The organism is Amycolatopsis methanolica 239 (assembly GCF_000739085.1).
In the GTDB taxonomy this organism is placed as follows: domain Bacteria; phylum Actinomycetota; class Actinomycetes; order Mycobacteriales; family Pseudonocardiaceae; genus Amycolatopsis_E; species Amycolatopsis_E methanolica.
Map to the genome: position 1 here is coordinate 2,812,118 of NZ_CP009110.1, position 25,587 is coordinate 2,837,704.

Consider the following 25,587-nt stretch of genomic DNA (forward strand, 5'->3'; position numbering starts at 1 on the left):
GGGGAGCCGGCGACCACATTGTCGCCGCCCCCGGGGGAAGTCAGCCCGCGCTGGACGTCGCCGGCTCGTGGCCGTGTCCGCGCCGCCGCTGCAGGCCCTTCGCGAGCGGCTCGACCACGCGGGCCGCGATGGGGCCGAGGATCGCCATCAGCAGCACGTACGCGGTCGCCAGCGCGGCCAGCTCGTCGACCACCGCGCCGGCGGAGACGGCCAGCCCGGCGATGACGATCGAGAACTCGCCCCGCGCCACCAGCGCGGCTCCGGCGCGGGCGCGGCCCAGCTTGCCGACGCCCTGACGCCGCGCGGCCCACCAGCCGGTCGCCACCTTCGTCAGCGTGGTCACCACCGCGAGCAGCACGGCCCAGCCGAGCACCGGCGGGATGGACGCGGGGTTGGTGTTCAGCCCGAACACCACGAAGAACACCGCGGCGAACAGGTCCCGCAGCGGCTCCAGCAGCCGCGTGGCGTTGTGGGCGGTCGAGCCGGAGATCGCGATGCCGAGCAGGAACGCGCCGACCGCGGCGGACACCTGCATCGCCGACGCGAGCCCGGCCACCAGCAGCGCCGCGCCGAGCACCTTGAGCAGGAACACCTCGCGGTCGTCGGAGTCCACGATCGCCGACACGTACCGGCCGTACTTCAGCGCGATCACCAGCACGACGGTGATCACCAGCAGCGAGATCCCGACGGCCTCCAGGCCGCCGAGGAAGCTGACGCCGCCCAGCAGCGCGGTCAGGATCGGCAGGTACAGCGCCATCGCCAGGTCCTCGAACACCAGGATCGACAGCACCACCGGGGTTTCCCGGTTACCGAGGCGGCCGAGGTCGCCGAGGACCTTCGCGATGATCCCGGACGACGAGATGTAGGTGACGCCGGCCATCACGATGGCGCCGATGGGGCCCCAGCCGAGCAGCAGCGCGACGGCCGCGCCGGGCGCGGCGTTGAGCACGATGTCCAGCAGGCCCGCCATCCACGAGCGTTTCAGCCCGGTGAACAGCTCGGCCGCGGAGTACTCCAGGCCCAGCAGCAACAGCAGCAGCACGACGCCGATCTCGCTGGCCAGGTGCGTGAAGTCGCCGATGTCGCCGAGCGGGATGAGGCCGCCCTGCCCGAAGGCGAGGCCGCCGAGGAGGTAGAGCGGAATGGGGGAGAGGCCGATCTTCCCGGCGAGGCGCCCCAGGACGCCGAGCACGAAGAAGACGGCCCCGAGTTCGATCAGGGCCAGTGCGGTGTGCTCCAAGGGCTCAGCCGTTCTTCAGGATCTTGAGGGCGCCCTCCAGGCCTTCCGACGTGCCGACCGCGACCAGCACGTCACCGGCGGTGAACGTGAAGTCCGGGGTGGGGGAAGGGTGCACCTGGCCGGCGCGCATGACGGCGACCACGGACACGCCGGTCCGGGTCCGCATCGCCGTGTCGCCGAGGGTGCGGCCGTCGAACGGGGAGTTGGCCTTGATGGGCAGCTGCTTGGTGTTGATTCCGGGGACCTCGCGGTGCTCCTCGGTGAGCTGCGCGACCAGTTGCGGCGCGCCGAGCAGGTTGGCCAGCGCGCCGGCCTCGTCGGCGGTCAGGGGCAGGGACGCCAGGCACGCGTCGGGGTCGTCGGACTTGGACACGATCAGCTCGATCTGCCCGTCCCGGTGCGTGACCACGCCGATGCGGCGGCCGTTCCGGGTCGCGAAGTCCTTCCGCACACCGATGCCCGGTAGGGGCGTTACTTCCACGTTCACGACCGCCACGGTACCGGTGCGGTCGCCGCGCCGCGGGCCAGGCACAATGGAGAACCGCAGGTACAGACCGATCGAGACGGCGAGGAGAGCATCGGTGGCGGGAGCCCTACGAGGCGTGGTCGCTCTGGACGGACCCTCGGGAACCGGGAAGACCACGGTGGCGCGCAAGCTCGCCGGGCGCCTGTCGGCCGGCTACCTCGACACCGGCGCGATGTACCGGGTGGTGACGCTGGCCGTGCTGCGTGCGGGGGTCGACCCGGCCGACGGTCCCGCGGTCGCGGAACTGGCCCGGACCACCGACTTCGCCCTGGGCACCGACCCGTCGGCGCCGAGCGTCCACCTGGCCGGTGAGGACGTGGCGGCCGAGATCCGCGGCGCCGAGGTCAACCACGCGGTGTCGCCGGTGTCGGCGGTGCCCGAGGTGCGTGAGCTGCTGGTCGCGCGGCAGCGGCGGATCATCGGCGAGGTGCTGGACGAGATCGGCGGCATCGTCGTCGAGGGCCGCGACATCGGCACGGTCGTCACGCCGGACGCCCCGCTCAAGGTCTACCTGACCGCGGACCCGGCGGTGCGGGCCGCGCGCCGCAGCGCTCAGGACACCGCCGCCGGGCGGCAGAGCAGCCAGGCCGAGGCGCTGGCGTCGGTCGACCGGCGGGACCGGCTCGATTCGACGCGGGCCGTGGCGCCGCTGAAGGCCGCCGACGACGCGGTGCACCTGGACACCACCGAGCTGTCCATCGACCAGGTGCTCGTCGCCCTGTCCGAGCTGGCGAGCCAGCGCGGCCTGCTGGGCACGTGCGCGCAGGTCACGCGGTGAGCCCTGCCGGTCTTCCGGACGGCGCGTCGGCCCGGCTGCACGACACCGCCCGGTTCGTGGGGACGCATCTGTTCAAGCCGGCCTACCGGCTGCGGATCCGCGGGCTGGAGCGCGTGCCGAAGACCGGGCCGGTGCTGGTGGTGGCCAACCACAGCTCGATGGTCGAGCCGCAGATCATCTTCGGAATGTTGCCGCGCCGTTCGGTGTTCCTCGTCAAGGAGGAGATGTTCACCGGGGCGGTCGGGTGGTTCCTCCGGCGCATCGGACAGGTGCCGGTGCGCCGGGGCGAACCCGACCGGGCGCCCCTGCTGACCACGGCGAACGTGCTCAAGAGCGGCGGGCTGGTCGCGGTGTTCCCGGAGGGGACCCGCGGCGAGGGGGACGTGACCAGTGCCGAGCGCGGCGCGGCCTGGCTGGTCCGGGCCTCCGGCGCGGTGGTCCTGCCGATCGCGGTGCGTGGGACGCGGCGTCCCGCGGGCAGCGGGCGGCGGTTCCGGCCCCGGGTCGACATCCTGGTGGGCGAGCCGTTCCCGCTCGAGGTCGGCCGCGGCCGGGCCGGGCTGGACGAGGCGACCGGGCGGCTGCGGGACGAACTCGCGGGCCTGGTCCGCACCCTCGACGAATGGCGTGCAGCGCAGGGCGAGCCCGTGCGCGGGAAGAAAGCGGAGTTATGACGGAGCTTGACGGGACCTGGTCGGACGAGGCGGAGTTCACCGCGCTCGACAGCCAGGCCGACGACACGGCGTCCGAGGAGGAAGCCGAGCTGAGCCAGCCCGTGCTGGCCGTCGTCGGGCGCCCGAACGTGGGCAAGTCCACCCTGGTGAACCGGATCCTCGGCCGCCGCGAGGCGGTCGTGCAGGACACGCCCGGCGTGACCCGGGACAGGGTGGCCTACGACGCGCAGTGGTCCGGCCGCCGGTTCACCGTGGTCGACACGGGCGGCTGGGAGCCGAGCGCGACCGGGCTGCAGGCCGCCGTCGCGGCGCAGGCCGAGCTGGCGATGAACACCGCGGACGCGGTGCTGGTCGTGGTGGACGCCTCGGTCGGCGCGACCGCGACCGACGAGGCGGTGGCGAAGGTGCTGCGCCGGTCCAAGCGGCCGGTGCTGCTGGCGGCCAACAAGGTCGACGATGAGCGGCTGCTGTCCGACGTGGCCTCGCTGTGGTCGCTCGGCCTCGGCGAGCCGCACGCGGTGAGCGCCCTGCACGGCCGCAGCTCGGGCGACCTGCTCGACGCGATCATCAAGGTGCTGCCCGAGGCCCCGCGCGAGCGTGAGGCCGTCACCGGGCCGCGCCGCGTCGCGCTGGTCGGCAAGCCGAACGTGGGCAAGTCCAGCCTGCTCAACAAGCTCACCGGCGAGCAGCGGTCCGTCGTGGACTCGGTCGCGGGCACCACGGTCGACCCGGTCGACTCGCTGGTGGAGCTGGACGGCCAGGTGTGGCGGTTCGTCGACACCGCGGGCCTGCGCAAGCGCGTGCACACCGCGAGCGGCACCGAGTACTACGCGTCGCTGCGCACCAAGGCGGCCATCGACTCCTCCGAGGTCGTCATCGTCCTGCTGGACGCCAGCGAGCCGCTGTCCGAACAGGACCTGCGCGTGCTGACGTCCGTGGTGGAGTCCGGCCGCGCGTGCGTGCTGGCGCTGAACAAGTGGGACCTCGTCGACGAGGACCGCCGCCACCAGCTGGAGAAGGAGCTCGACCGCGGCCTGGTGCGCGTCACCTGGGCCGAGCGGGTCAACATCTCCGCGCTCACCGGGCGTTCGGTGCGCAAGCTCGCGCCTGCGCTGCGGACCGCGCTCGCCTCGTGGGACCAGCGGGTCCCGACCGGGCAGCTGAACTCGTGGCTGTCCGAGCTGATCGCGGCCACCCCGCCGCCGGTGCGTGGCGGCAAGCAGCCCAAGGTGCTGTTCGCGACCCAGGCCGGCATCCGCCCGCCGACGCTGGTGCTGTTCACCACCGGGTTCCTCGAGGCCGGGTACCGCCGCTTCATCGAGCGGAAGTTCCGCGAGCGCTTCGGTTTCGCGGGCAGCCCGGTGCGCATCAACGTGCGGGTGCGGGAAAAGAAGCCGCGGCCCGGCAAGAAGGGCAAGTGACGCAACGAGGTGTGACGGCGGCGACACACCGGTGAGACCGCCCGGCCACCTGCTGTTCACCTCGGGTAGAGTCATCGTCCCGCGCGGGCGCCTCACACTTTTCGCGAGTTCCGGCCCGAACGCTGGCGGAAGGTGAACTCGATGGGCGCGCCCGTTCTCGATCCGACGCTGCCCGGGGTCCTGGTCCCGGAGCGGGCCCTGTTCCCCGGCGGTCCGGCCGCGGCGCGGCGCACGCTGCTGGACGTGCTGGCCGCCACCGCCGCGCGTCACCCGAACGCGGCCGCGCTCGACGACGGTGAGCGGGTCCTGAGCTATCGCAGGCTGTCCGAGGAGGCGCAGGCGCTGGGCAGCAGGCTCGCCGCCGAGGGCGTCGGCCGCGGCGACCGCGTCGGCGTCCGGATCTCCTCCGGCACCGCCGACCTCTACGTCGCGATCCTCGGCGTGCTCGCCGCGGGCGCGGCCTACGTGCCGGTGGACGCCGACGACCCGGACGAGCGGGCCGAGCTGGTGTTCGGCGAGGCCGGCGTATGCGCGGTGCTGATGGACGACGGGCTGACGATGCTCGCCGAGCCCGGCGGCCGCACCGGCGCGCCCGCGCCGGGGGACGACGCGTGGATCATCTTCACCTCCGGTTCGACGGGCAAGCCCAAGGGCGTGGCGGTCAGCCACGGTTCCGCGGCCGCCTTCGTCGACGCCGAGGCCCGGCTGTTCCTCACCGAGGAGCCCATCGGTCCCGGTGACCGCGTGCTGGCCGGGCTGTCGGTCGCCTTCGACGCCTCGTGCGAGGAGATGTGGCTGGCCTGGCGGCACGGCGCGTGCCTGGTGCCCGCCCCGCGTGCGCTCGTGCGCACCGGCGTCGACCTCGGGCCGTGGCTGGTCGCCCAGCGCATCACGATCGTGTCCACCGTGCCGACCCTGGCCGCGTTGTGGCCGGCCGAGGCGCTGGAGGACGTGCGGCTGCTCATCTTCGGCGGCGAGGCGTGCCCGCCGGAGCTGGCCGAGCGGGTCGCCGTCGAGGGCCGCGAGGTGTGGAACACCTACGGCCCGACCGAGGCGACCGTGGTCGCCTGCGCCGCGCCGCTGACCGGGGAGGGCCCGGTGCGGATCGGGCTGCCGCTGGCCGGCTGGGACCTCGTGGTCGTGGACGCCGCGGGTGAGCCGGTGGCGATGGGGGAGTCCGGCGAGCTGGTGATCGGCGGCGCCGGCCTGGCCCGCTACCTCGATCCGGTGAAGGACGCGGAGAAGTTCGCGCCGCTGCCCGCGCTCGGCTGGGAGCGCGCCTACCGCAGCGGTGACCTGGTGCGCGCCGAGCCCGCGGGCCTGGTCTTCCTCGGCCGCGCCGACGAGCAGATCAAGCTCGGCGGCCGCCGCATCGAGCTGGGCGAGGTCGACGCCGCGCTGCAGGCCCTGCCCGGGGTCGCCGGAGCCGCCGCGGCGATCCGCACCACGAAGGCAGGCAACCAGGTTCTCGTCGGGTACGTCGTGCCGCAGGGTGGGTTCGACACCAATTCGGCTTCCGCGCTGCTCCGCGACCGCCTGCCGGCTGCCCTGGTGCCGCTGCTCGCGGTGGTCGACGACCTGCCGACGCGCACCTCGGGCAAGGTCGACCGTGCCGCGCTGCCCTGGCCGCTGGCCACTGTGGACACTGCCGCCGCGTTGACGCCGACCGAATCGTGGCTCGCCGAGGGCTGGGCGGAGATCCTGGGGGTGCCGGTGACCGATCCGGGCGCCGACTTCTTCACCTCCGGTGGCGGTAGCCTCACCGCGGCGCAGCTGGTGGCGCGCATCCGCACCCGGCACCCGCAGGTGTCGGTCGCCGACCTCTACCGCCACCCGAAGCTCGGCCAGCTCGCCGCGCTGCTCGACGGCCTCGATGGGGAAACCGCGCGGCGGCGCGACGTCCGCCCGGTCCCGCGGCGGGCCGGAGCCGCGCAGGCCGTGCTGGGCCTGCCGGTGCTCGCCCTGACCGGGCTGCGCTGGGTGACCGCGCTGGCAACACTGTCCACTGTGCTCGCGCTGACCGGCGTCGCGTGGACGCCCGCCGTGTCCTGGTGGTCGCTGGCCCTGGCCTGGATGGTGCTGTTCAGCCCGCCCGGCCGCATCGCCATCGCGGCCGGCGGCGCGCGGCTGCTGCTGCGTGGCGTCCGCCCCGGCGCCCACCCCCGCGGCGGCCGGGTCCACTTGCGACTGTGGGCGGCGGAACGGCTCGCCGACGCCACCGGCGCCGCCGGGATCTCCGGTGCGAGCTGGATGACGCTGTACGCCCGCGCGCTGGGCGCGAAGGTCGGCAAGGACGTCGACCTGCACACCCCGCCGCCGGTCACCGGCCTGCTCAAGCTGGGCCGCGGGGCGGCCGTGGAACCCGAGGTCGACCTGTCCGGCCACTGGGTGGACGGCGACGTCGTGCACATCGGCAAGATCCGCGTCGGCGCCGGCGCCCGGGTCGGCGCGCGCAGCGTGCTACTGCCCGGCGCGCGGATCGGCAAGGGCGCGGAGATCGCGGCCGGGTCGACGGTGCTGGGCGCGGTGCCCGCGGGCCAGCGCTGGGCGGGTTCGCCCGCGCGGCGCGACGGCAAGGGCGCGCTGCGGTGGCCGTCCAGCCGCCCGCCGCGGGCGCGGTTCTGGGCCTTCGCCTACGGGACGGCCTCGTTCGTGCTGGGCCTGTTCCCGGTGCTGGCCGCCGTGCCCGGCCTGCTGGTGCTGGGCGCCGCGGTCGCGGGCACCACGACGATCGGCGCGGCCCTGGGCGCCGCGCTGCTCACCGTGCCGGTTGCGACGGTGGCCGCGTTCGGCACCTACGCGCTGCTGGTGCTGGTGTCGGTGCGGCTGCTCGGGCTGGGCCTGCACCAGGGTTACCACCCGGTGCACGGCCGGATCGCCTGGCAGGTGTGGGCCACCGAGCGGCTGACGGACCTGGCCCGCCAGGTGCTGTTCCCGCTCTACGCCAGCCTGTTCACGCCGGTGTGGCTGCGGCTGCTCGGCGCGAAGGTCGGCCGTGGCGCGGAGGTCTCGACGGTGCTGGCCGTCCCGCGGATGACGCAGGTCGACGACGGCGCGTTCCTCGCCGACGACACCATGGTCGCCACCTACGAGCTGGGCCACGGCTGGCTGCACGTCGCACCGACGCGCATCGGCAAGCAGGCGTTCCTCGGCAACTCCGGCATGGCCGCGGCCGGGCGCGCGGTGCCCAAGCGCGGTCTGGTCGGGGTGCTGTCCTCGGCGCCGCGCAAGGCGAAGAAGGGCTCGTCGTACCTGGGCATGCCGCCGATGCCGCTGCGCCGCGCGGTGGAGGCGGCCGACTCCAGCCGCACGTTCGCCCCGCCGCTGCGCCTGAAGGCCGCGCGGGCCGCGGTCGAGCTGTGCCGGATCGTGCCGGTGATGTGCGCGGTCGCGCTCGCGGTGCTCGTGCTGGCCGCGCTGGCGGCGGTGTGGGCGACGGCGGGCCTGCTCGTGGCCGCGGTCGCCGCGCCGGTCGTGCTGGTCGTCGCCGGTCTGGTGGCCGGGGCCGTGACCACCGCGGTGAAGTGGGCGCTGACCGGGCGGTTCCGGACGGCGGACCACCCGCTGTGGAGCTCGTTCGTGTGGCGCACCGAGCTGGCCGACACGTTCGTCGAGACGCTCGCGGTGCCGTGGCTGGTGAGCTGGAGCGCGGGCACGCCGCTGCTGCCGTGCTGGCTGCGCACGATGGGCGCGAAGATCGGCCGCGGGGTGTGGCTGGAGACGTACTGGCTGCCCGAGACCGACCTGGTGCGGCTGGGCGACGGCGCGACCGTGAACCGGGGGTGTGTCGTGCAGACCCACCTGTTCCATGATCGGATCATGCGTATGAGCGAGGTGACCGTGGCGGAGGGCGCGACCGTCGGCCCGCACGGGATCGTGCTGCCCGGAGCCAGCGTCGGCGCGCGCACCACCGTGGGCCCGGGTTCGCTGGTGACCCGTGGCGACGCCGTCCCGGCCGACAGCCGCTGGCTGGGCAACCCGATCGCGGCGTGGCGGGCGTGACCCGCGCCGACTACACGCTCGGCCACGGCAGCGACGACTACCGGGTCACGCACTACGACCTGGAACTGGACTACAAGATCGGGCCGAACCGGCTGAGCGCGCGGGCGGCCCTGTCTGCGGTCGCCGCGGGCGAGCTGAGCCGGATTCCGCTGGACCTGGCCGGGTTCGCGGTCAGGGGCGTGCGCGTGGACGGGCGGACCGCGAAGTTCACCCACCGCGGGGGCAAGCTGGTGGTGCGCCCGGTGCGGCCGGTGCGCGGGGAGTTCACCGTCGAGGTGCGCTACTCCGGCAACCCGCGGCCGGTCGCGAGCCGGTGGGGCGAGATCGGCTGGGACGAGCTGACCGACGGCGCGCTTGTGGCGAGCCAGCCCACCGGGGCGCCGTCCTGGTTCCCGTGCAACGACCGGCCCGGGGACAAGGCGTCCTACCGGGTGTCGCTGACCACCGCGTCGGCCTACACGGTGCTGGTGACCGGCGACCTCGTCACCCGCCGCGCCGGGGGCAGCGCGACCACGTGGGTGTTCGAGCGGCGCGAGCCCACCGCGCCGTACCTGATGAGTGTCCAGATCGGACGGTACGACGAGCTGGTCCTCGATGGGGCGCAACGGATCGCGGTGCCCCGGCGGTTGCGTGCCGCGGCCGCTCACGACTTCGGCCGCCAGCCGGAGATGATGCGCAGGCTCGCGGAGTGGTTCGGGCCGTACCCGTTCGGCGAGTACGTCGTGGTGGTCACCGACGACGACCTGGACGACCCGATCGAGGCGCAGGGCATGGCGATCTTCGGCGCCAACCACGTCGACGGGCGCCGCACGTTCGAGCGGCTGGTGGTGCACGAGCTGGCGCACCAGTGGTTCGGCAACAGCCTCACCGTGGCCGGCTGGCGGCACATCTGGCTCAACGAGGGCTTCGCGACCTACGCGGAGTGGCTGTGGTCGGAGGCCTCCGGCGGCCCGTCCGCGGAGGCGCTGGCGCGCGACTGGCGGTCCCGCGCCGGCACCGACCTCGCGATCGGCGACCCGGGCGTGGCGCGCCTGTTCGACGAGCAGGTCTACAAGCGCGGCGGACTGGTCCTGCACGAGCTGCGCGGCCGGGTTGGCGACGAGGTGTTCTTCGGCCTGCTGCGGACCTGGGTGGCCGGGCACGCGCACGGCACTGTCACCAGCGAGGACTTCATCGCGCACGCGGAGCGCGCCGCCGGTGTGCCGCTGCGTGACGAGTTCGCCTCCTGGCTCGGCTGAGCCACCCCGCCTCGCCGGGGCATGGCTGCGCCCGATCCTGGGCCGCCTGAGCAGCGAGGATGTCCCTTTCGGGCAACGTGTCGTCGCCGTTCGTCCCGCTCCCGTCGCGGCTTGAGGATCGCGGCCCTTTTGTTACCGGAACGTGTCGGATCGGGCTTCCCCTCACACGCGATCACGACGTATGTTGTCGGCCACAACATTCAAATGTTGTGAGTCACAACATTCCTGCCAAGGGGACGCAATGAAGCGGAGAAAGACCCTCGCGCTGGCCGCCGCGGGCACCGGGCTCGTCCTGGCGCTGACCGCGTGTGGAGCGAACAGCGCCAACAACAACAGCGGTGGGAGCGGCGGGTCGGACAACGGCGGCCCGAAGGTCGGCGTGATCCTGCCCGAGACCGCGACCTCGGCCCGCTGGGCCGGGTTCGACCAGCCGATGCTCCAGTCGGCCCTCACGAAGGCCGGGCTCAGCCCGATCATCGAGAACGCACAGGGCGACAACCAGCGGTTCGCGCAGCAGGCCGACAGCATGCTCAGCCAGGGCGTGAAGGTCCTGATCATCGCCGCGCCCAGCGGTGACGTCGGCGCCACGGTCGAGCAGAAGGCCAAGCAGCAGGGCGTGCCGGTCATCAACTACGACCGCCTCAACCTCGGTGGCAGCGCCGACTACTACGTCAGCTTCGACAACGTCCAGGTCGGCCGCCTGCAGGGCCAGGCGCTCGCGGACGCGCTGAAGAACAAGGCCGGCGCCCAGGTCATCGAGATCGAGGGCTCGCCGACGGACAACAACGCGACCCTGTTCTACAACGGGCAGCAGGAGATCCTCGGCCCGCTCTACAGCTCGGGCGCGCTGAAGAAGGTCGCCAGCCAGCGCATCGACAAGTGGGACAACGCGGTCGGCGGCGCGACCTTCGAGCAGTTCCTGTCCGCCAACGGCGGCAAGGTCGACGGTGTGCTGGCCGCCAACGACGGCATGGCCGGCGCCGTGATCACGGTGCTGCAGAAGAACGGCCTCGCCGGCTCAGTCCCGGTCACCGGCCAGGACGCCAGCGCCGCCGGCCTGAAGTCCATCCTGCAGGGCCAGCAGTACTCGACGGTGTTCAAGCCGATCCAGCAGGAGGCCGACGCCACCGCGCAGCTGGCCGCCGCGCTGGTCAAGGGTGACACGGCGGGCGCCGACGCCATCGCCAAGCAGACCTCCACCGACCCGACCGGCAACCGCACGGTCAAGTCGGTGCTGCTGCAGCCGTTCTCCATCACCAAGGAGAACGTGAAGATGGTGGTCGACCAGGGTTACGTCAAGGCGAGCGAGATCTGCGGCGGCGACACCGCCCCGGTCTGCCAGCAGCTGGGCATCTCCTGACGACACGCGGCGCATGGGGGCGCGTGGTCCGGAAACCCCGGACCGCGCGTCCCCTCCCGCGTGTCTCCCACGGATAGCGGAGGTTCTTCCATGAACGAGCCCGTCCTCGCGCTGCGAGGCGTCAACAAGAGCTTCGGGCCGGTGCACGTCCTGCACGACGTGGACTTCCAGGTGCGCGCGGGGGAGGTCACCGCGCTGGTCGGCGACAACGGCGCCGGGAAGTCCACGCTCGTCAAGTGCATCGCGGGCATCCACCCGATCGACAGCGGTGAAGTCCTCTTCGAGGGCAAGCCGGTCCACATCCACAACCCGCGCGAGGCGGCCGCCCTCGGCATCGAGGTCGTCTACCAGGACCTCGCGCTGTGCGACAACCTCGACATCGTCCAGAACATGTTCCTCGGCCGCGAGCGCAACCAGCGCGGGCTGCTCGACGAGGCGGCGATGGAGCTGGCCGCGCGCAAGACCCTGGCGTCGCTGTCGGTGCGCACCGTCAAGTCGGTCCGCACGCCGGTGTCGTCGCTGTCCGGCGGGCAGCGGCAGACCGTCGCGATCGCCAAGGCCGTGCTGTGGAACAGCAAGGTGGTGCTGCTCGACGAGCCGACCGCCGCGCTCGGCGTCGCGCAGACCCGGCAGGTGCTCGACCTGGTGCGGCGCCTCGCCGAGCAGGGCCTCGGCGTGGTGCTGATCAGCCACAACATGAACGACGTGTTCGAGGTGGCCGACCGGATCGCCACGCTCTACCTCGGCCGGCTGGCCGCCGACGTCGCCACCAAGGACGTCACGAACAGCCAGGTCGTCGAACTGATCACCGCGGGCCGGTCCGGCGACCTCGGGCTGGCCCGCCCCGAGACCGCGGCCGTGTGAGGAAAGAAGTGGCCATGACTGAAACCCCCACGAAGCCCGGCGGCCAGCCCCCGGCGGCGATCTCGGACTTCGGCATCGACACCACTTCGCGGTCCACCCGCGAGGCGATCGGCGACTACTTCGGGCGCCTGCGCGGCGGCGAGCTGGGCGCGCTGCCCGCGCTGCTCGGCCTGTTGGTGCTGGTGCTGGTGTTCACCGGGCTCTCGGACACCTTCCTGTCCCTGAACAACATCGCGAACCTGTTCGCGCAGGGCGCCGGGCAGACCATCATCGCGATGGGCATCGTGCCGGTGCTGCTGCTCGGCGAGATCGACCTGTCCGCGGGCACCGCGTCCGGCCTGGCCGCGTCGGTGATGGCACTGCACTTCACGCAGGACGGCAACCTGCTCGGCAACTTCGGCAGCACGGTGTTCTACGGCTTCATCGTCGGCTCGATCGTGGCGGCGGCGCTGTGCGTGTGGATGCGCGTCTGGATCGGCGCGGTGCTCTCGCTCGTCGTGCCGGTGTTCCTGCTCGCCGGGTTCCCCGCGAACCCGTGGATCGAGATCGTGCTGGCGATCTGCGTCGGCGTCGTCATCGGCGCGCTGACCGGCACCATCGTGGCCAAGATCGGCATCCCGTCGTTCGTGGTGACCCTGGCGCTGTTCATCGGCTGGTACGGGCTGCTGCTGCAGCTGGTCGGCGAGGGTGGCACGATCTCCATCCGGCAGAGCGACGTGCTGTACCAGGTGGCCAACGGCAACCTGTCCATCCTGGCCGGCTGGATCATGTTCGCGCTCGCCGCGGGCGGGTACGCCGCGGTGGTCCTGACCCGCCACTTCGGACGGTTGCGGCGCGGACTGGTGGCCCAGCCGACGACGATCGTGGTCGTCAAGGCGGGCGCGGTGCTGGTGCTCGGCGCGGTCGCGACCTACCTGCTCAACACCAACCGCTCGCCCAACCCTAACCTGACCACGATCGCCGGCGTGCCCTACGTCGTCCCGATCGTGCTGGTGCTGCTGGTGGCCGGCACGTTCGTGCTGGACCGCACCCGCTACGGGCGGCACATCTACGCGGTCGGCGGCAACAAGGAGGCCGCGCGGCGCGCCGGCATCAAGGTCGACAAGATCCGGATGAGCGTGTTCGTGATCTGCTCGGCGGTCGCGGCGATCGGCGGCATCGTCTACAGCTCCAAGGTCGGCGCGGTGGACGGCAACTCCGGTGGCGGCAACACGCTGCTGTTCGCCGTCGGCGCGGCGGTCATCGGTGGCACGTCGCTGTTCGGCGGCCGCGGACGGCTGCGTGACGCGGTGATCGGTGGTCTCGTGCTGGCGACCGTCCAGAACGGCCTCGGCCTGCTCGGGTTCCAGGCGGCTACGGTTAACATCATCACCTGCCTGGTCCTTCTGGTGGCGGCTGCCGTCGACGCGCTCTCCCGCAAGCGTGCCGCGGTCGCCCGCTGAGGCACGGGTGAAGACCGCCGACCACCGGCCAGCAGGGAAGCGCAGGTGACGACCACACCCACCGCGGGCACCCGCCCCGACGACGTGCGCCGGCACAACCGGGCCGCCCTGTTGCGCCGGCTGCACGTCCACGGTCCGTCCACACGGGCCAGCCTCGCCACCGACCTCGGGCTGAACCGCAGCACGATCAAGGCACTGGTGGACGGGCTGGCCGAGGACGGGCTCGTCGAGGAACGGGTGCCGGCCCAGCGCAGCGGGGCGGGCCGCCCGTCCCTGCTGGTGCTGCCGCAGCCGCAGGCCGCGGTGGTGCTGGCGATCGACATCCGGGTGGAGCGGGCCGGGATGGCGCTGGTCGGGATCGGCGGCGAGATCCTCGGGCGGGGCGGGTGGAACATCCGCTCTACCACCAACGACCCGCGCGAGGTGTTCACCAAGATCGTCGACACGGCGGGCCCGCTGATCGACGAGCTGGGCGTCCACCCGGTCGCGGCGGGCGTGTCGGTGCCGGGCGTGGTGCGGCACCAGGACGGGTTCGTGCACGAGGCGCCGAACCTGCACTGGACCGACATCCCGCTCGGCGCGTGGCTGTCGCGGGCCCTGCAGCTGCCGGTGCACATGGGCAACGACGCCGAGCTGGGCGCGCTCGCCGAACACCTGCGCGGGGTGGCGCGCGGCTACGACGACCTCGTCTACATCAGCGCGGAGGTCGGCGTCGGCGGCGGCGTGATCTCCAACGGCGTGTCCATGCGTGGCGCCGGCGGGCACCACGTGGGCGAGGTCGGGCACATGGTGGTGCGGCCGCAGGGGCGGCAGTGCTACTGCGGATCGCACGGCTGCTGGGAGACCGAGGTGGGGGAGCGGGCGCTGGCGCGAGCGCTGGGGCTGGACGAGGACAGCCCGGTCGGCGCGATCGTGCACGAGCTGCGGCTGCTCTCCGCCAACGGCGAGGCGCCGGGTGAGCTCGCGGAGTTCACCGACTGGCTCGCGCTCGGGCTCGGCAACGTGGTCAACCTGCTGTGCCCGCAGCTGGTGGTGCTGGGCGACCTGTTCACCGCGCTGCCCCCGGCGCTGGTCGAGCACGTGGAGCGGACGGTGCGGGAGCGGAGCCTGGTCAGCCGGGCGCTGGCCGGGACGCGGGTCGCGACGTCGGCGCTGGGCACGGACGCGAAGCTGCTGGGCGCCGCGGAGCTGGCCTTCGAGACGGTGCTCGCGGACGGCTGAGGCAGGCGGGCGCGAAGCGGGTCGCCTTCGGTGCTGCCGCCTGACCCGGCCAGGAAAAACAGCGGTTCGCGGGGATGGGTGCGAACCGCTGCTTTTCCTTCGGAGGCCGGAGGAAACTACCGTCCGGCGGCGTAGCCCTGCATGCCACGCGGGTTGGAACCCGCGGACAGCACACCGGTTTCCGGGTCGCGCGCGACCGCGCACAGGCGGCCTTCCGACCACGGGTCGGCGACCGTCACGTCGTGCCCGCGCCGCCGCAGTTCCGCGATCGCGGGTTCGCCGATGCGGGACTCCACGGTGACGCTGCCCGGTTTCATCGAGCGCGGGTAGAACGAGCTCGGGAAACTGTCCGTGTGCCAGTTCGGCGCATCGATCGCGCCCTGCAGGTCGAGGCTGCCGCGCACCTTCCTGCGCAGCGCGACGGCGAGGAAGAAGTGCACGCTCCACTGGTCTTGCTGGTCCCCGCCGGGCGTGCCGAACGCGAGCACCGGCACGCCGTCGCGCAGCGCCACCGACGGGGACAGCGTCGTGCGCGGGCGGCGGCCCGGCACCAGCGAGTTGGGCAGTCCCTCGTCCAGCCAGGACATCTGCAGCCGGGTGCCGAGCGGGAAACCGAGCGCCGGGATGACCGGGTTTGACTGCAGCCAGCCGCCGCTCGGGGTGGCGGCGATCATGTTGCCCCACCGGTCGGCCACGTCGAGGTGGCAGGTGTCGCCGCGGGTGGCGCCGTCCTTGGCGACGGTCGGCTCACCAGCGCCCGCGGCGGGTGGCGGCGGGACCGCGCCGCCGACCGACAGTTCGGCCTGCTTGCTCAGCCGCGGCCGGCGCCCGTCCGGCGAACCCGGCCGCAGCTCCGTCGACGCCCGTTCGCCGATCAGGGCGCGGCGGGATTCGTTGTAGGAGGCGGAAAGCAGGGCGTCCAGGGAGACGTCCGCGCTGTCGCCGTACCACGCCTCGCGGTCGGCCATGGCGAGCTTGGTGCCCTCGATCAGCGTGTGCAGGTAGTCCGGGGTGCCGTACTCGAGGCCGTCCGGCAGCAGGGCGAGCTGCTGCAGGAACGACGGGCCCTGGCTCCACAGGCCGCACTTGGCGACCGTCCAGCCCTGCCAGTCGTAGGTGACCGGGTCCTCGTAGCCGGCTTCGAACGCGGCGAGGTCGTCAGCGGTGAGGGTGCCGGCGTGCCGCTCGCCGGAGGTGTCCATGGTGGGCCGGGCGGCGGCCTCGGCGATCGCCTCGGCGATGAAGCCCTCGCGCCAGATCCGGCGGGCGCCGTCGATCTGCGCCTCCCGGCCCGGGCCGGCGGCCTCGGCTTCGGCGATCACCCGCCGCCAGGTCGCGGCCAGCGCCGGGTTGCGCAGCATCTCGCCGGGCCCCGGCGGGCGCCCGTCACGCAGGTAGACCTCCGCCGAGCTGGTCCACTCGGTCTCGAACAGCTCCCGCACGCTGGCGACGGTCGAGCCGATCCGCTCCACCGCCGGGTGCCCGTTCTCGGCGTAGCCGATCGCGTACTTCAGCACATCGGCCAGCGTCTTCGTGCCGTGGTCGCGCAGCAGCAGCATCCACGCGTCGAACGCGCCGGGCACGGCGGCGGCCAGCGGACCGGTGCCGGGCACCAGGTCCAGGCCGAGCGAGGTGTAGTGCGCGACGGTCGCCCCGGCCGGGGCCGGACCCTGCCCGCACAGCACGCGCGGCGCCTGCCCGGCGGGCGCGAGGATGATCGGCACCTCGCCGGCGGGGCCGTTCAGGTGCGGTTCGACGACGTGCAGCACGAACCCGGCGGCCACGGCCGCGTCGAAGGCGTTGCCGTCGTCCTCCAGCACCGCCATCGCGGTGGCGGAGGCGAGCCAGTGGGTCGACGACACCATGCCGTGGGTGCCTTGCAGCGTGGGACGGGTGGTGAACACGGTCCGAGTAGACACCCTCGACCGGGTGAACGTCCAAGACATCTGTGACACCATCGCCATAGCTGTTCGCTATCGATGGGAGCGTGGTGGAACGCCGCCAGCTGGAGTACTTCGTCGCGATCGTCGAGCACGGCGGGTTCACCGCGGCGGCCAAGGCGTTGCACGTCGCGCAGCCCTCGCTGTCCCGCTCGATCGGCAAGCTCGAACACGAGCTGGGCGTCACGCTGTTCCACCGGGTCGGGCGGCACGCGGTGCTGAGCACAGCCGGGGAGGCGCTGGCCGACCGGGCCCGGCTGGTGCTGCGCGACCTCGACGCGTTGCGGGCCGCGGCGGGGGCGATCGGAGACGGCGCGGCCGGGCGGGTGGACGTCGCCGCGACCTCGTCGTCCGGGCTGGAACCGGTGACCAGCGTGATCGCCGAGCTGGCCCGGCGGCACCCGGGGGTCACGGTCAGCACGTCGTCGGCGATGTCGGCGGCCGAGGTGGTCGCCATGGTGCTCCAGGGCAGGTGCGAGGTCGGGGTGTGCGGCAGCGCGGAGCGCCCGTCCGGGCAGGGGCTGGTGACGCACCACCTGCGGGACGAGGAGTTCCTGCTGGTCGTGCCGCCCGGCGTGCTGGACGTGCCGGGGCCGTCGGTGGGCCCGGAGGTGCTGCGCGGCATGCGGTTCGTGGTCACCAAGCCGGCCACGGCGGTGCGGGCCCTGTTCGACCGGCTGGCCGCGACCGTCGGGGACATGACGATCGCGGCCGAGGCCGGGGACCGGGGCGTGGTGCTGCCGATGGTGCTCAAGGGCATCGGCGCCGGGCTGATGCCGGACGGCTGGTCCGACCTGGCGCTGCGGGCGGGCGCGGACGTCTACCGGTTCGACCCGCCGGAGCGGCTGCCGCAGTGGCTGGTGCACCGGGGCGGCCCGCTCACCGCGGCGACGCGCGCGTTCATCGACACCACGCTCGGGACCGCCCCGGCGGGTCAGGACTCCGTCGCGGCCCGGTCGGAGTCGCTACGGAGCACGCAGAACTCGTTGCCCTCGGGGTCGGCGAGGACGGCCCAGCCGGACCCGTCCGGGTTCCGGTGATCGGCGACGAACGTGGCGCCGAGGCCCAGCAGCCGCGCCACCTCCTCCTCGCGCGAGGTCTCCGGGCGCAGGCACAGGTGGATCCGGTTCTTGATCGTCTTGGGCTCGCGCACCTGGTTGAAGTGCAGCACCGGGCCCTCCGCGAGTAGCACCTGGGTCTCCGGGTCGCCCGGCCGGTCGTCCGGGTGGAGCGGACGGCCGGTCACCCCGCTCCAGAAGCGGGCCAGCTCGTAGGCGTCCGCGCAGTCGATCGCGACGTTCTGCAATACCGAGACCATGTGCCGAGCTTCCCCGATCAGCCGACGTCGCGGCGCAGCAGGTCCTCCTCGGTTTCGCGGCGCACCAGCACGCGGGATGCGCCGTCGGCGACCGCGACCAGCGGCGGGCGGCCCACCAGGTTGTAGTTCGACGCCAGCGCGTGGTGGTAGGCGCCGCTCACCGGCACCGCCAGCAGGTCGCCGGGGCGGACGTCGGCGGGCAGCGGCACGTCCTCGGCCAGCACGTCCCCGGCCTCGCAGTGCCTGCCCGCGATGGTCCACGGGCGGCGCGGCGCCTTGGTGTGCCGACCGACGAGCCGGGCGGTGTAGCGCGCGCCGTACAGCGCCGGGCGCGGGGTGTCGCTCATGCCGCCGTCGACCGCGACGAACCCGCTCTTCACGGCGGCCACCCGGTACAGCGTGATCCCGGCCGTCGCGACGAGCCAGCGGCCGGGTTCCAGCACCAGCCGCGGCACCGGGAGCCGGTGGCGGTCGCACTCCCGGCGCAGCGTGCCCAGGATCCGGCGGGCGGCGCCGGTCAGGTCGAAGGCCGGTTCGCCTGCGCGGTAGGGGACGGCGAAACCGCCGCCCAGGTCGAGCTGGTCCAGCGTCACCCCGTGCCGCTCGCGGACCCCGGCGAGCAGGCGCACCATGCGGCGCACGGCTTCGGCGTAGGAGCCGGTGTCGTGCACCTGGGAACCGAGGTGGCAGTGCAACCCGGCGGCGCGCAGGCCCGGCTGGGCGAGGACCTGCCCGACGGCGTCCAGCGCGGCGCCGGAGGCGAGGGAGAACCCGAACTTCTGGCCCTCGACGGCCGTGGCCAGCGCGCGGTGCGTGTGCGCGTCGACGCCGGGGGTGACCCGCACCAGGACCCGCTGCCCGGCGGGGGCGAGCGCGGCGAGCTGGTCGATCTCGTCGGCGGAGTCGGCGACGATCCGGCCGGCGTGCGCGGTGAACGCGGCCTTGAGGTCCGCCGGGGTCTTCACGTTGCCGTGCACCAGGATCCGCTCGCCCGGCACGCCTGCCCAGCGTGCCATCGCGATCTCGCCCGCCGAGCACACGTCCGCGCTGAAACCCAGCAACCGGAGCACCCCGCGCACCGGCAGGGCCTTGGTGGCGAACGCGATCTCGGCGTCCGGGAACGCGGCGCGCAGCGATTCGGCGCGGCCGCGGATCTCGGTCTCGTCGAAGACCTGCACCGGCGTGCCGAACCGCGCGGCGAGCCGGGTCAGGCGCACGCCGCCGCAGGTCAGGTCGCCGCCCTCGGCGAGGCGGGTCGTGCGCGGCCACAGGCCGGGTTCCAGCGGCGGTTCTCCGGCGAGTCCCACGCTGGGCAGCACCTCGGCGAGTGTCATGTCGTCCTCCTTCGGTATCCCTGCACCGAAGGAAATCGCCGCGGCGGCCCGCGCGGACCCCGGGCTGATGCGGCGATGACACGCCCGGGCGCGGTCTTGATCCGGCCTTGACACCGGCGTGAGCCCGTTCACGCGGTCATACTGGCGGGCATGGACGCAGGCGAACTGAGGGAAGTGCAGGCGCCGCTCAAGGAGCGCTACCGGGAGGATCCGGCACAGGCGCTGATCACCTTGCGCGCCAACGCGGAGCTCGACGGGCTGGGCATCTCGTGCAAGGTGGAGACCGGGCGGGCGGTGGTCGAGGCGGGTCTGCACCCGGCCACCGGCGGCGACGGCAGCCTCGCGTGCTCCGGCGACATGCTGCTGGAGGCGCTGGTCGCGTGTTCCGGGGTGACGCTGCGGGCGGTGGCGACGTCGCTGGGGCTGGAGATCCGCGGCGGGACCGTGCGGGCGGAGGGAGATCTGGACTTCCGCGGCACGCTCGGGGTCGACAAGTCCGCGCCGGTGGGGTTCCAGGCGATCCGGTTGTCGTTCGACCTCGACACCGACGCGTCCGAGGAGCAGCTCGCCACGCTGCGCAAGCTGACCGAGCGGTACTGCGTGGTGTATCAGACGTTGCGCACGCCGCCGGAGATCGAGGTGCGCCTCGCCTGACCCGGCTCGACGGTGCTGATGCCGTGCAGCACGTGGGCGAGGATCTCCGCGCCCCGCACGACGCGCGGGCCGGGGCGGTTGAAGTAGGACGGGCCGTCGAGGATCCACACCTGCCCGCCGCGCACCGCGGGCAGGTCCGCCCAGCCCGGTCGGCTCGTGAGCAGGCCGAGTTCGGCCTCGGTGCGTTCCGGCGGCAGGCCGCAGGGGAGCAGGAGGAGGACGTCGGGTGCCGCGGCGGTCACCTCGGCCCAGTCGATGGCCTTGGTGTGCTCGCCCGGCCGGGCGAGCAGGGGCTCCCCACCGGCGGCGGCGATCTGTTCGGGCACCCAGTGGCCGGCAGGCCAGACCGGGTCGAGCCATTCGATCGCGGCGACCCGGGGCCGGGGCAGGTCCCGGGTCCGCTCCCGGAGGTCCGCGAGCCGGGCGAGCAGTTCCGCGTGTTTCGCGCGGGCGACCTCCGGAACGCCGAGGACGTCGCCGAGCAGCAGCAGGCAGTCCAGCACCTCGGCGAGCGTGCGGGGTTCGAGGCTCAGCACCCGCGGCCCGGCGTCCATCATCCGGACCGCGTCGGTGACCCGGCGGTAGGACACCGCGCAGACCTCGCAGAGGTCCTGGGTGAGCACGACGTCGGGCCGCAGCGCCGCGAGTTTCGCGGCGTCCAGGGCGTAGAGCGCGGAGCCGGCGTGCGCGCCCCCGACGGCCTGCGAGATCTCGCGGCTGCCCATCGAGGTGTGCAGCCCACTGCCGGTGACCACGGGCACGTCCTCGATGCCCGGCGGCCAGTCGCATTCGTGCGTCCGCCCGACCAGCTGCCCGGCCAGCCCCAGCTCGGCCACCAGATCAGTGGCGGCGGGCAGCAATGACACGATCCGCACGCCCCGAGCCTAGATCGGTCCGCCGCTCCGACGCCATGAGGCGCTGCCGGACGGGCAGGTGCCTCGACGACCCGTCGCAGACTGGCAAGCGGTGCTCGAGCCGGTGGGTCCCAGGCTGGTCGCACTCCAACGAGGGGGACCTCGGGCCGGTCCCGCTGCCGGGCGTTCCCAGCACCGTTCCGGCGCTGCAGGTGTGGCCGGGATCGATCGATTCCGACATCGATCTGCGCGAGCTGCGGGGCCGCGAGGCGTGGATGCGGTGTGCCCCCTGGGGCGTGACGGCCGCCGGCCGGGGCGCATCGCCCGGTGCCGTCTGAACCCGTCAGCCCTGGCGCTCCGCGAGCAGGTCCTCCACCGCCTTGGGCAGTGTCGTTTCGAAGTCGAGAAGCTTCGCCCAGTCCGGCGTGACCGTGATGACCACCATCTGCTCGTACAGGGCCCGCACGCCCTGCTCCCACGAGTCGGCCAGTGCGGGAGGCGTCGTCTTCCGGCCGGCCTCGATGTAGCCATCCGGGGCGCCGTCGACCAGTTCCAGGTGCGCCGTGCCGCGGATCAGCAGCACCCGCGGCGGCCACGGGTCGACGTAGTCGATGGTGATCGCCACCCGGGGGTTCCGGCGCAGGGCCGCTACCTTCGCCGATTTCGGCACGGTGGCCATGACCAGGTGCTCGCCGTCCCACCAGAACCCGATCGGGATCACGCGCGGCTCGCCGTCCAGTCCGTCGTACGCCAGCCGCGCGGGGATGTTCGACCCCAGCAGCTGCTGCGCGATCGGCTTGGCCAGTTCAGCGGTGGCATCCATGTCCGTCTCCTCCGGTTCGGGGTGTGTCACGCCGGGGACGCAGCCGATCCCGCGTTCTCGACATCGCTCACGCGAGAAGTGGCGCCAGTTGCCCGGCGTGGTCGCGCACTAGCGCCACCAGCTCGGCGTTCGGCTCGGCGACCCGTTCCGCGGGCCCGCTCACCGCGAGCCCGGCGACCAGCTCGCCGGTCACCACGTCCCGGATCGCCACCGCCAGGCAGCCCTTGCGTTCCAGCAGCTCACCGCACTGCCGGGCCAGCCCGTCGCGCGCGACCGCGGCCAGTTCGGCGTCCAGGCGATCGGCGTCGACGATCGTCCGCTCGGTGAACGACCGCAGCTCCCGCACCACCGCGCGCCAGTCGGCCTGCTCGGCGAGCAGCAGCTTGCCCAGCGCGGACACGTGCGGGTAGCGGGCGAGCAGCGCCCCGTCCGACGGCGGGTGGTCCGGGTCCGGGTCGACGAGCGTCAGCCGCCCGGTCCGGAAGGACGCCAGGTGCACACCCCACCGCACCCGGTGCCGCAGGTGCTCCACGATCGCCCTGGCCGCCGCGGGCGGCCGCACCGCCACCGGGGTCGCCAGCCGCCCGGCGCGCCGCCCCAGCGCGAACCCCCGCAGGTCTGGCAACCGCACCAGGTACTCCTCGCCGACGAGCAGGTTCAGCAGCCGGTAGGTCGTCGCCGGGGGCAGCTTCAGCGCGGCCGAGATCTCCTTCGCCGTGACACCCGGCCCGGCGGCCACGACCTCCTCCAGCACCGCCAGCGCGCTGCGGACCGCCTTCGGCTGGCGGCCGGACAGCGGCGTCTCCGGGCTCACCGCTCGCCGCCAAGCAGGTCGGCCTCGGACGTCTCGTCGTAGATGCCGATCCGCGCCAGGTCCCGCGGCCGCCGACGGCGCAGCCAGGCGAACCAGGCCAGACCGGCGAGCGCGCACAGCCCGAACACCGCCGGGTACGGGCCGCCCAGGTTGTCGACCGTGAACACGACCAGCGCCGCCAGCAGCGCGGGCGCGGTGATCGCGCCGACCACCAGCGCCCCGCGGGTCAGCTCGCCGATGCGGTACAGGAACACCGGCGCCGCCACGCACACCAGCAGGTAGGCCACCAGGTAGCCGAACACCGCGACGTTGAGCAGCGTGACGAACACCGACGTGGTGCTCATCCCGGCGGCCATCAGGACGACCGGCACGACCGCGACCGGCGGCAGCACGGCCAGGATCGCGACGTGCGGGGTCCGGTACCGCGGATGCGTCCGGCCCAGCGCGTCCGGCGCCACGCCCTCGCGGCCCATGGACAGCAGCACCCGCACCAGCGCGTTGCCGGCCGCCAGCGTGCACGCCAGGAACGACGCGGCGATCCCCAGGTCGAGCAGGTAGGACAGCCACGGCAGCTGCTGCAGCGCGGCCAGCGTGCTGACCGGCTCGGCCTGCCCGGCGAGCCCGCCCGGCAGCGCGCCAAGGCCGATGACCTGCGTGTACGCCGCCACCAGGTACAGCACGCCGCACAGCGCGGCCGTCCCCTGCACCGCCCTGGGCACCGTCCGGAACGGCCGCCGGGCCTCGACCCCGTAGGACGCCGCCGCCTCGAAACCGATGAACGCGCCGAGCGCGGGCAGCACCCCGGCCGCGATCCCGCCGACGCCCCGGTCCGGCGCGGTCGGCGCCAGCCCGGGGCCGACCCTGGCCAGCAGCAACCCGAACACCACCAGCATCAGCGAGATCGACACGGCCTCGGTGACGAGCACCACGGTCGCCGACAACCGCACGCCGCGCAGCACACACGCCGTCGCCAGCCCGCCCAGCACCAGCACGAGCACCGCGACCAGGCCCCAGCCCAGGTCCAGCCCCGCGCGCCGCAACAGGTCCTGCAGGTAGACGCCGGACCCGGTGAGCGCCGCCATCGTCAGCAGGCCGTAGCCAATCAGCAACGCGCAGCCGCACGCGAACGCCGCGGCCGGGCCGAGCCCCTTCGCGGTCAGGCTGTACAGCGACCCGGCCGCCGCCATGCGGCGCGTGAACTGCGCGATCCCCAGCCCGATGAGCAGCGCGAGCACGGTCGCGACGACGAACGACCACAGCACCCCGGTCCCGGCCCCGGCCGCGGCGACCGCGGGCGCGGCCGCCATGGCCGCCGACGGCGCCGCGGCCGAGATCGACTGCGCGAACACCTGCAGCGGACCGAGGTTGCGGCGGTCGAGCCCGGACATCGGGGACTCGCGCCGCAGCGGCGGCAGCACCCGGGGTGGCACGGACATCCGGCATTTCCTCCTCTGTGGACGGTAACCCGGCACTGTAACTCCGGGGTTACGTCCCAGGACATGCCCGCGAGCGTCAAATGAGAAAAACGCCGGAGCCGTTCCCGCGTTGGGAGAACGCCCCCGCGGGACTTCCCGGTGCCGGAGACCGGGGTTTGACCGGCGGCTGACGGCGGCGCAACGTTGCTGCTCAACGCTGTGCAGCCGTCACCGGAAATCCCCGCTGAGTCCCCGGAGGTCTCATGGATACGCCACGGTCGCTGACCGGTTCACTGCGCGCCGGCTCCATCGTCTTCATGGTCGTCGCGGCCGCCGCCCCGCTCACGGTGGTCGCCGGCAGCGTGCCGCTGGGCGTCGCGCTCGGCAACGGCGCCGCCTTCCCCGCCACCTTCGTGCTGTGCTGCGTGGTCCTGCTGCTGTTCGCGGTCGGGTTCTGCGCGATGAGCCGGCACGTGCCCAACGCGGGCGCCTTCTACGCCTACGTCCGTGAGGGCCTCGGCCGCGCACCCGGCCTCGGCGCCGCGTTCCTCGCACTGGTCACCTACACCGCGGTGCAGCTGGCCGTGTACGGCTACCTCGGCGCCGCCCTCGACGGACTGGTGCAGCACTACGGCGGTCCCGCGCTGCCGTGGTGGGTGTGGTCGCTGGCCGCGCTCGCCGTGGTCGGCCTGCTCGGCTACCGGCACATCGAGCTGAGCAGCAAGGTGCTCGGCGTGCTGCTGCTGTGCGAGGCCGGGATCGTGCTGGTTTTCGACGCGGTGGTGACCGTGCGCGGCGGGGATGGTGGCCTGTCGACGGCGTTCCTGCAGCCGCCGCAGATCGGCTCCGGCTCGGTGGGCATCGCGATCATGTTCGCCATCGCCAGCTTCATCGGGTTCGAGGCCACCGCGGTGTTCCGCGACGAGGCCCGCGACCCGGCCCGCACGATCCCGCGCGCCACCTACCTGTCGCTGCTGCTCATCGCCGGGTTCTACACGCTGTCCAGCTGGGCCGTCGTGTCGGCGTGGGGCGACACCGCGGCCGTCGAGCAGGCCGGCGCGGACCCGGGGAACATGCTGATCACCACGGTCGGCCGCTACCTGGGCACCGCGGGCGCCGACGTCGTGCAGGTCCTGCTGATCACCAGCCTGTTCGCCGCGCTGCTGTCGTTCCACAACGTCATCGCCCGGTACGCGTTCTCGCTCGGCAACTCCGGCGCGCTGCCCGCCGCGTGCGGCCGCAGCCACCACCGGCACGGTTCGCCCCACGTGTCGTCGCTCGCGCAGTCGGTCAGCGCGGTCGTGTTGATCGCGGTGTTCGCCCTGGCCGGGATGGACCCGGTCACCCAGGTGTTCTCGTGGATGGCCGGCACCGCGACCCTCGGCGTGCTCGTGCTCATGACGCTGACCTGCTTGGCTGTCGTGGTGTTCTTCCGCCGCACGCGGGTGGACCGGCGCGCCTGGCACACGTTCGCCGCGCCGGTGCTCGGCCTGGCCGGGCTGGCCGGCTGCCTGGTGCTGACCGTGCTGAACTTCCCGACGCTCATCGGCGGCTCGTTCGGCCTGGCCGCCGTCATCTTCGCCGTGCTCGCCGGAGCGTTCGCCCTCGGGGCCGTGCTCTCGGCCGTTCTGCGCTCGCCCGCCACCGAACCCGCCATCGCCTGAAAGGA

21 protein-coding genes are annotated in these 25,587 nt (G+C 73.4%); 12 read left to right on the forward strand and 9 right to left on the reverse strand.

Going from position 1 to position 25,587, the window contains the following annotated elements; translation table 11 throughout:
* Positions 1-40: 40 nt before the first annotated feature.
* Together AMETH_RS13520 and AMETH_RS13525 are read right to left on the reverse strand one after the other, a co-directional pair.
* Positions 41-1,240: a cation:proton antiporter gene (locus AMETH_RS13520; protein ID WP_017982020.1), complete on the reverse strand. Its 1,200-nt coding sequence runs from the start codon at positions 1,238-1,240 to the stop codon at positions 41-43.
* A gap of 4 nt (positions 1,241-1,244) precedes the next feature.
* Positions 1,245-1,727 (reverse strand): cation:proton antiporter regulatory subunit, encoded by a 483-nt coding sequence (locus AMETH_RS13525; RefSeq protein WP_026153076.1) that lies wholly within the window; start codon positions 1,725-1,727, stop codon positions 1,245-1,247.
* 115 nt (positions 1,728-1,842) lie between these two features.
* Here AMETH_RS13525 and cmk point away from each other — a divergent pair, with 115 nt between their 5' ends.
* The 9 genes from cmk to AMETH_RS13570 all read left to right on the forward strand — a co-directional run bounded on the left by cmk (position 1,843) and on the right by AMETH_RS13570 (position 14,766).
* Positions 1,843-2,544: a (d)CMP kinase gene (cmk, locus tag AMETH_RS13530; RefSeq protein ID WP_017982022.1), complete on the forward strand. Its 702-nt coding sequence runs from the start codon at positions 1,843-1,845 to the stop codon at positions 2,542-2,544.
* A complete protein-coding gene (locus AMETH_RS13535; protein ID WP_020486695.1) occupies positions 2,541-3,218 on the forward strand; it encodes a lysophospholipid acyltransferase family protein in 678 nt (225 codons plus the stop codon). Before cmk ends, AMETH_RS13535 begins: the two co-directional genes overlap by 4 nt.
* The gene (gene der / locus AMETH_RS13540; RefSeq protein ID WP_017982024.1) at positions 3,215-4,639 is read left to right on the forward strand and encodes a ribosome biogenesis GTPase Der; all 1,425 of its coding nucleotides are present in this window, start codon (positions 3,215-3,217) and stop codon (positions 4,637-4,639) included. The genes AMETH_RS13535 and der overlap by 4 nt, the downstream gene beginning before the upstream one ends.
* A 141-nt stretch (positions 4,640-4,780) precedes the next feature.
* Positions 4,781-8,641, forward strand: coding sequence for a Pls/PosA family non-ribosomal peptide synthetase (locus tag AMETH_RS13545; RefSeq protein WP_017982025.1), 3,861 nt, complete (start codon positions 4,781-4,783; stop codon positions 8,639-8,641).
* Positions 8,629-9,879, forward strand: a complete 1,251-nt coding sequence (locus tag AMETH_RS13550) for a M1 family metallopeptidase (protein ID WP_017982026.1) — start codon at positions 8,629-8,631, stop codon at positions 9,877-9,879. The genes AMETH_RS13545 and AMETH_RS13550 overlap by 13 nt, the downstream gene beginning before the upstream one ends.
* A 241-nt stretch (positions 9,880-10,120) precedes the next feature.
* The gene (locus AMETH_RS13555; protein WP_017982027.1) at positions 10,121-11,239 is read left to right on the forward strand and encodes a sugar ABC transporter substrate-binding protein; all 1,119 of its coding nucleotides are present in this window, start codon (positions 10,121-10,123) and stop codon (positions 11,237-11,239) included.
* A gap of 90 nt (positions 11,240-11,329) precedes the next feature.
* Positions 11,330-12,103 carry an ATP-binding cassette domain-containing protein gene (locus AMETH_RS13560; protein ID WP_017982028.1) on the forward strand — a complete coding sequence of 258 codons (774 nt, stop codon included), beginning with the start codon at positions 11,330-11,332 and terminating at the stop codon, positions 12,101-12,103.
* Positions 12,104-12,117: 14 nt separating this feature from the next.
* Positions 12,118-13,545, forward strand: coding sequence for a sugar ABC transporter permease (locus tag AMETH_RS13565; protein ID WP_017982029.1), 1,428 nt, complete (start codon positions 12,118-12,120; stop codon positions 13,543-13,545).
* Between the two features lie 45 nt (positions 13,546-13,590).
* Positions 13,591-14,766: an ROK family transcriptional regulator gene (locus AMETH_RS13570; protein ID WP_017982030.1), complete on the forward strand. Its 1,176-nt coding sequence runs from the start codon at positions 13,591-13,593 to the stop codon at positions 14,764-14,766.
* A 116-nt stretch (positions 14,767-14,882) separates the two neighbouring features.
* Here AMETH_RS13570 and AMETH_RS13575 read toward each other — a convergent pair whose 3' ends face one another.
* Positions 14,883-16,670, reverse strand: a complete 1,788-nt coding sequence (locus AMETH_RS13575; protein ID WP_017982031.1) for a gamma-glutamyltransferase family protein — start codon at positions 16,668-16,670, stop codon at positions 14,883-14,885.
* 83 nt (positions 16,671-16,753) lie between these two features.
* Between AMETH_RS13575 and AMETH_RS13580 the strand changes: the two genes are divergently transcribed.
* Complete coding sequence (locus tag AMETH_RS13580; RefSeq protein WP_017982032.1) at positions 16,754-17,746, forward strand: LysR family transcriptional regulator; 993 nt, start codon at positions 16,754-16,756, stop codon at positions 17,744-17,746.
* Here the strand turns inward: AMETH_RS13580 and AMETH_RS13585 are convergent.
* Together AMETH_RS13585 and lysA are read right to left on the reverse strand one after the other, a co-directional pair.
* On the reverse strand, positions 17,641-18,024 hold the full coding sequence (locus AMETH_RS13585) for a VOC family protein (protein WP_017982033.1): 384 nt from the start codon (positions 18,022-18,024) through the stop codon (positions 17,641-17,643). The genes AMETH_RS13580 and AMETH_RS13585 overlap by 106 nt on opposite strands.
* A 17-nt stretch (positions 18,025-18,041) precedes the next feature.
* Positions 18,042-19,358 (reverse strand): diaminopimelate decarboxylase, encoded by a 1,317-nt coding sequence (gene lysA / locus AMETH_RS13590; protein WP_017982034.1) that lies wholly within the window; start codon positions 19,356-19,358, stop codon positions 18,042-18,044.
* 150 nt (positions 19,359-19,508) lie between these two features.
* On the opposite strand from lysA, the gene AMETH_RS13595 reads away from it, so the two are divergent.
* Complete coding sequence (locus tag AMETH_RS13595) at positions 19,509-20,012, forward strand: OsmC family protein (RefSeq protein WP_017982035.1); 504 nt, start codon at positions 19,509-19,511, stop codon at positions 20,010-20,012.
* Here the strand turns inward: AMETH_RS13595 and AMETH_RS13600 are convergent.
* The 4 genes from AMETH_RS13600 to AMETH_RS13620 all read right to left on the reverse strand — a co-directional run bounded on the left by AMETH_RS13600 (position 19,967) and on the right by AMETH_RS13620 (position 23,939).
* Positions 19,967-20,887 (reverse strand): ABC transporter substrate-binding protein, encoded by a 921-nt coding sequence (locus AMETH_RS13600; protein WP_017982036.1) that lies wholly within the window; start codon positions 20,885-20,887, stop codon positions 19,967-19,969. The genes AMETH_RS13595 and AMETH_RS13600 overlap by 46 nt on opposite strands.
* Before the next feature lie 322 nt (positions 20,888-21,209).
* Complete coding sequence (locus AMETH_RS13610; protein WP_017982038.1) at positions 21,210-21,689, reverse strand: pyridoxamine 5'-phosphate oxidase family protein; 480 nt, start codon at positions 21,687-21,689, stop codon at positions 21,210-21,212.
* Positions 21,690-21,756: 67 nt separating this feature from the next.
* Positions 21,757-22,503 (reverse strand): IclR family transcriptional regulator, encoded by a 747-nt coding sequence (locus AMETH_RS13615; protein ID WP_017982039.1) that lies wholly within the window; start codon positions 22,501-22,503, stop codon positions 21,757-21,759.
* Positions 22,500-23,939, reverse strand: coding sequence for an APC family permease (locus tag AMETH_RS13620; RefSeq protein WP_017982040.1), 1,440 nt, complete (start codon positions 23,937-23,939; stop codon positions 22,500-22,502). Before AMETH_RS13620 ends, AMETH_RS13615 begins: the two co-directional genes overlap by 4 nt.
* 242 nt (positions 23,940-24,181) lie before the next feature.
* On the opposite strand from AMETH_RS13620, the gene AMETH_RS13625 reads away from it, so the two are divergent.
* A complete protein-coding gene (locus AMETH_RS13625) occupies positions 24,182-25,582 on the forward strand; it encodes an APC family permease (RefSeq protein WP_017982041.1) in 1,401 nt (466 codons plus the stop codon).
* The last annotated feature ends 5 nt before the right edge of the window (positions 25,583-25,587 follow it).

Excerpts from the sequence above, each read along its gene's own strand:
- der (WP_017982024.1), top strand. The coding sequence starts at position 3,215 with ATGACGGAGCTTGACGGGACCTGGTCGGACGAGGCGGAGTTCACCGCG.
- AMETH_RS13545 (WP_017982025.1), top strand. The coding sequence starts at position 4,781 with ATGGGCGCGCCCGTTCTCGATCCGACGCTGCCCGGGGTCCTGGTCCCG.
- AMETH_RS13555 (WP_017982027.1), top strand. The coding sequence starts at position 10,121 with ATGAAGCGGAGAAAGACCCTCGCGCTGGCCGCCGCGGGCACCGGGCTC.
- AMETH_RS13560 (WP_017982028.1), top strand. The coding sequence starts at position 11,330 with ATGAACGAGCCCGTCCTCGCGCTGCGAGGCGTCAACAAGAGCTTCGGG.
- AMETH_RS13565 (WP_017982029.1), top strand. The coding sequence starts at position 12,118 with ATGACTGAAACCCCCACGAAGCCCGGCGGCCAGCCCCCGGCGGCGATC.
- AMETH_RS13585 (WP_017982033.1), bottom strand. The coding sequence starts at position 18,024 with ATGGTCTCGGTATTGCAGAACGTCGCGATCGACTGCGCGGACGCCTAC.
- lysA (WP_017982034.1), bottom strand. The coding sequence starts at position 19,358 with ATGACACTCGCCGAGGTGCTGCCCAGCGTGGGACTCGCCGGAGAACCG.
- AMETH_RS13595 (WP_017982035.1), top strand. The coding sequence starts at position 19,509 with ATGGACGCAGGCGAACTGAGGGAAGTGCAGGCGCCGCTCAAGGAGCGC.
- AMETH_RS13610 (WP_017982038.1), bottom strand. The coding sequence starts at position 21,689 with ATGGATGCCACCGCTGAACTGGCCAAGCCGATCGCGCAGCAGCTGCTG.
- AMETH_RS13620 (WP_017982040.1), bottom strand. The coding sequence starts at position 23,939 with ATGTCCGTGCCACCCCGGGTGCTGCCGCCGCTGCGGCGCGAGTCCCCG.
- AMETH_RS13625 (WP_017982041.1), top strand. The coding sequence starts at position 24,182 with ATGGATACGCCACGGTCGCTGACCGGTTCACTGCGCGCCGGCTCCATC.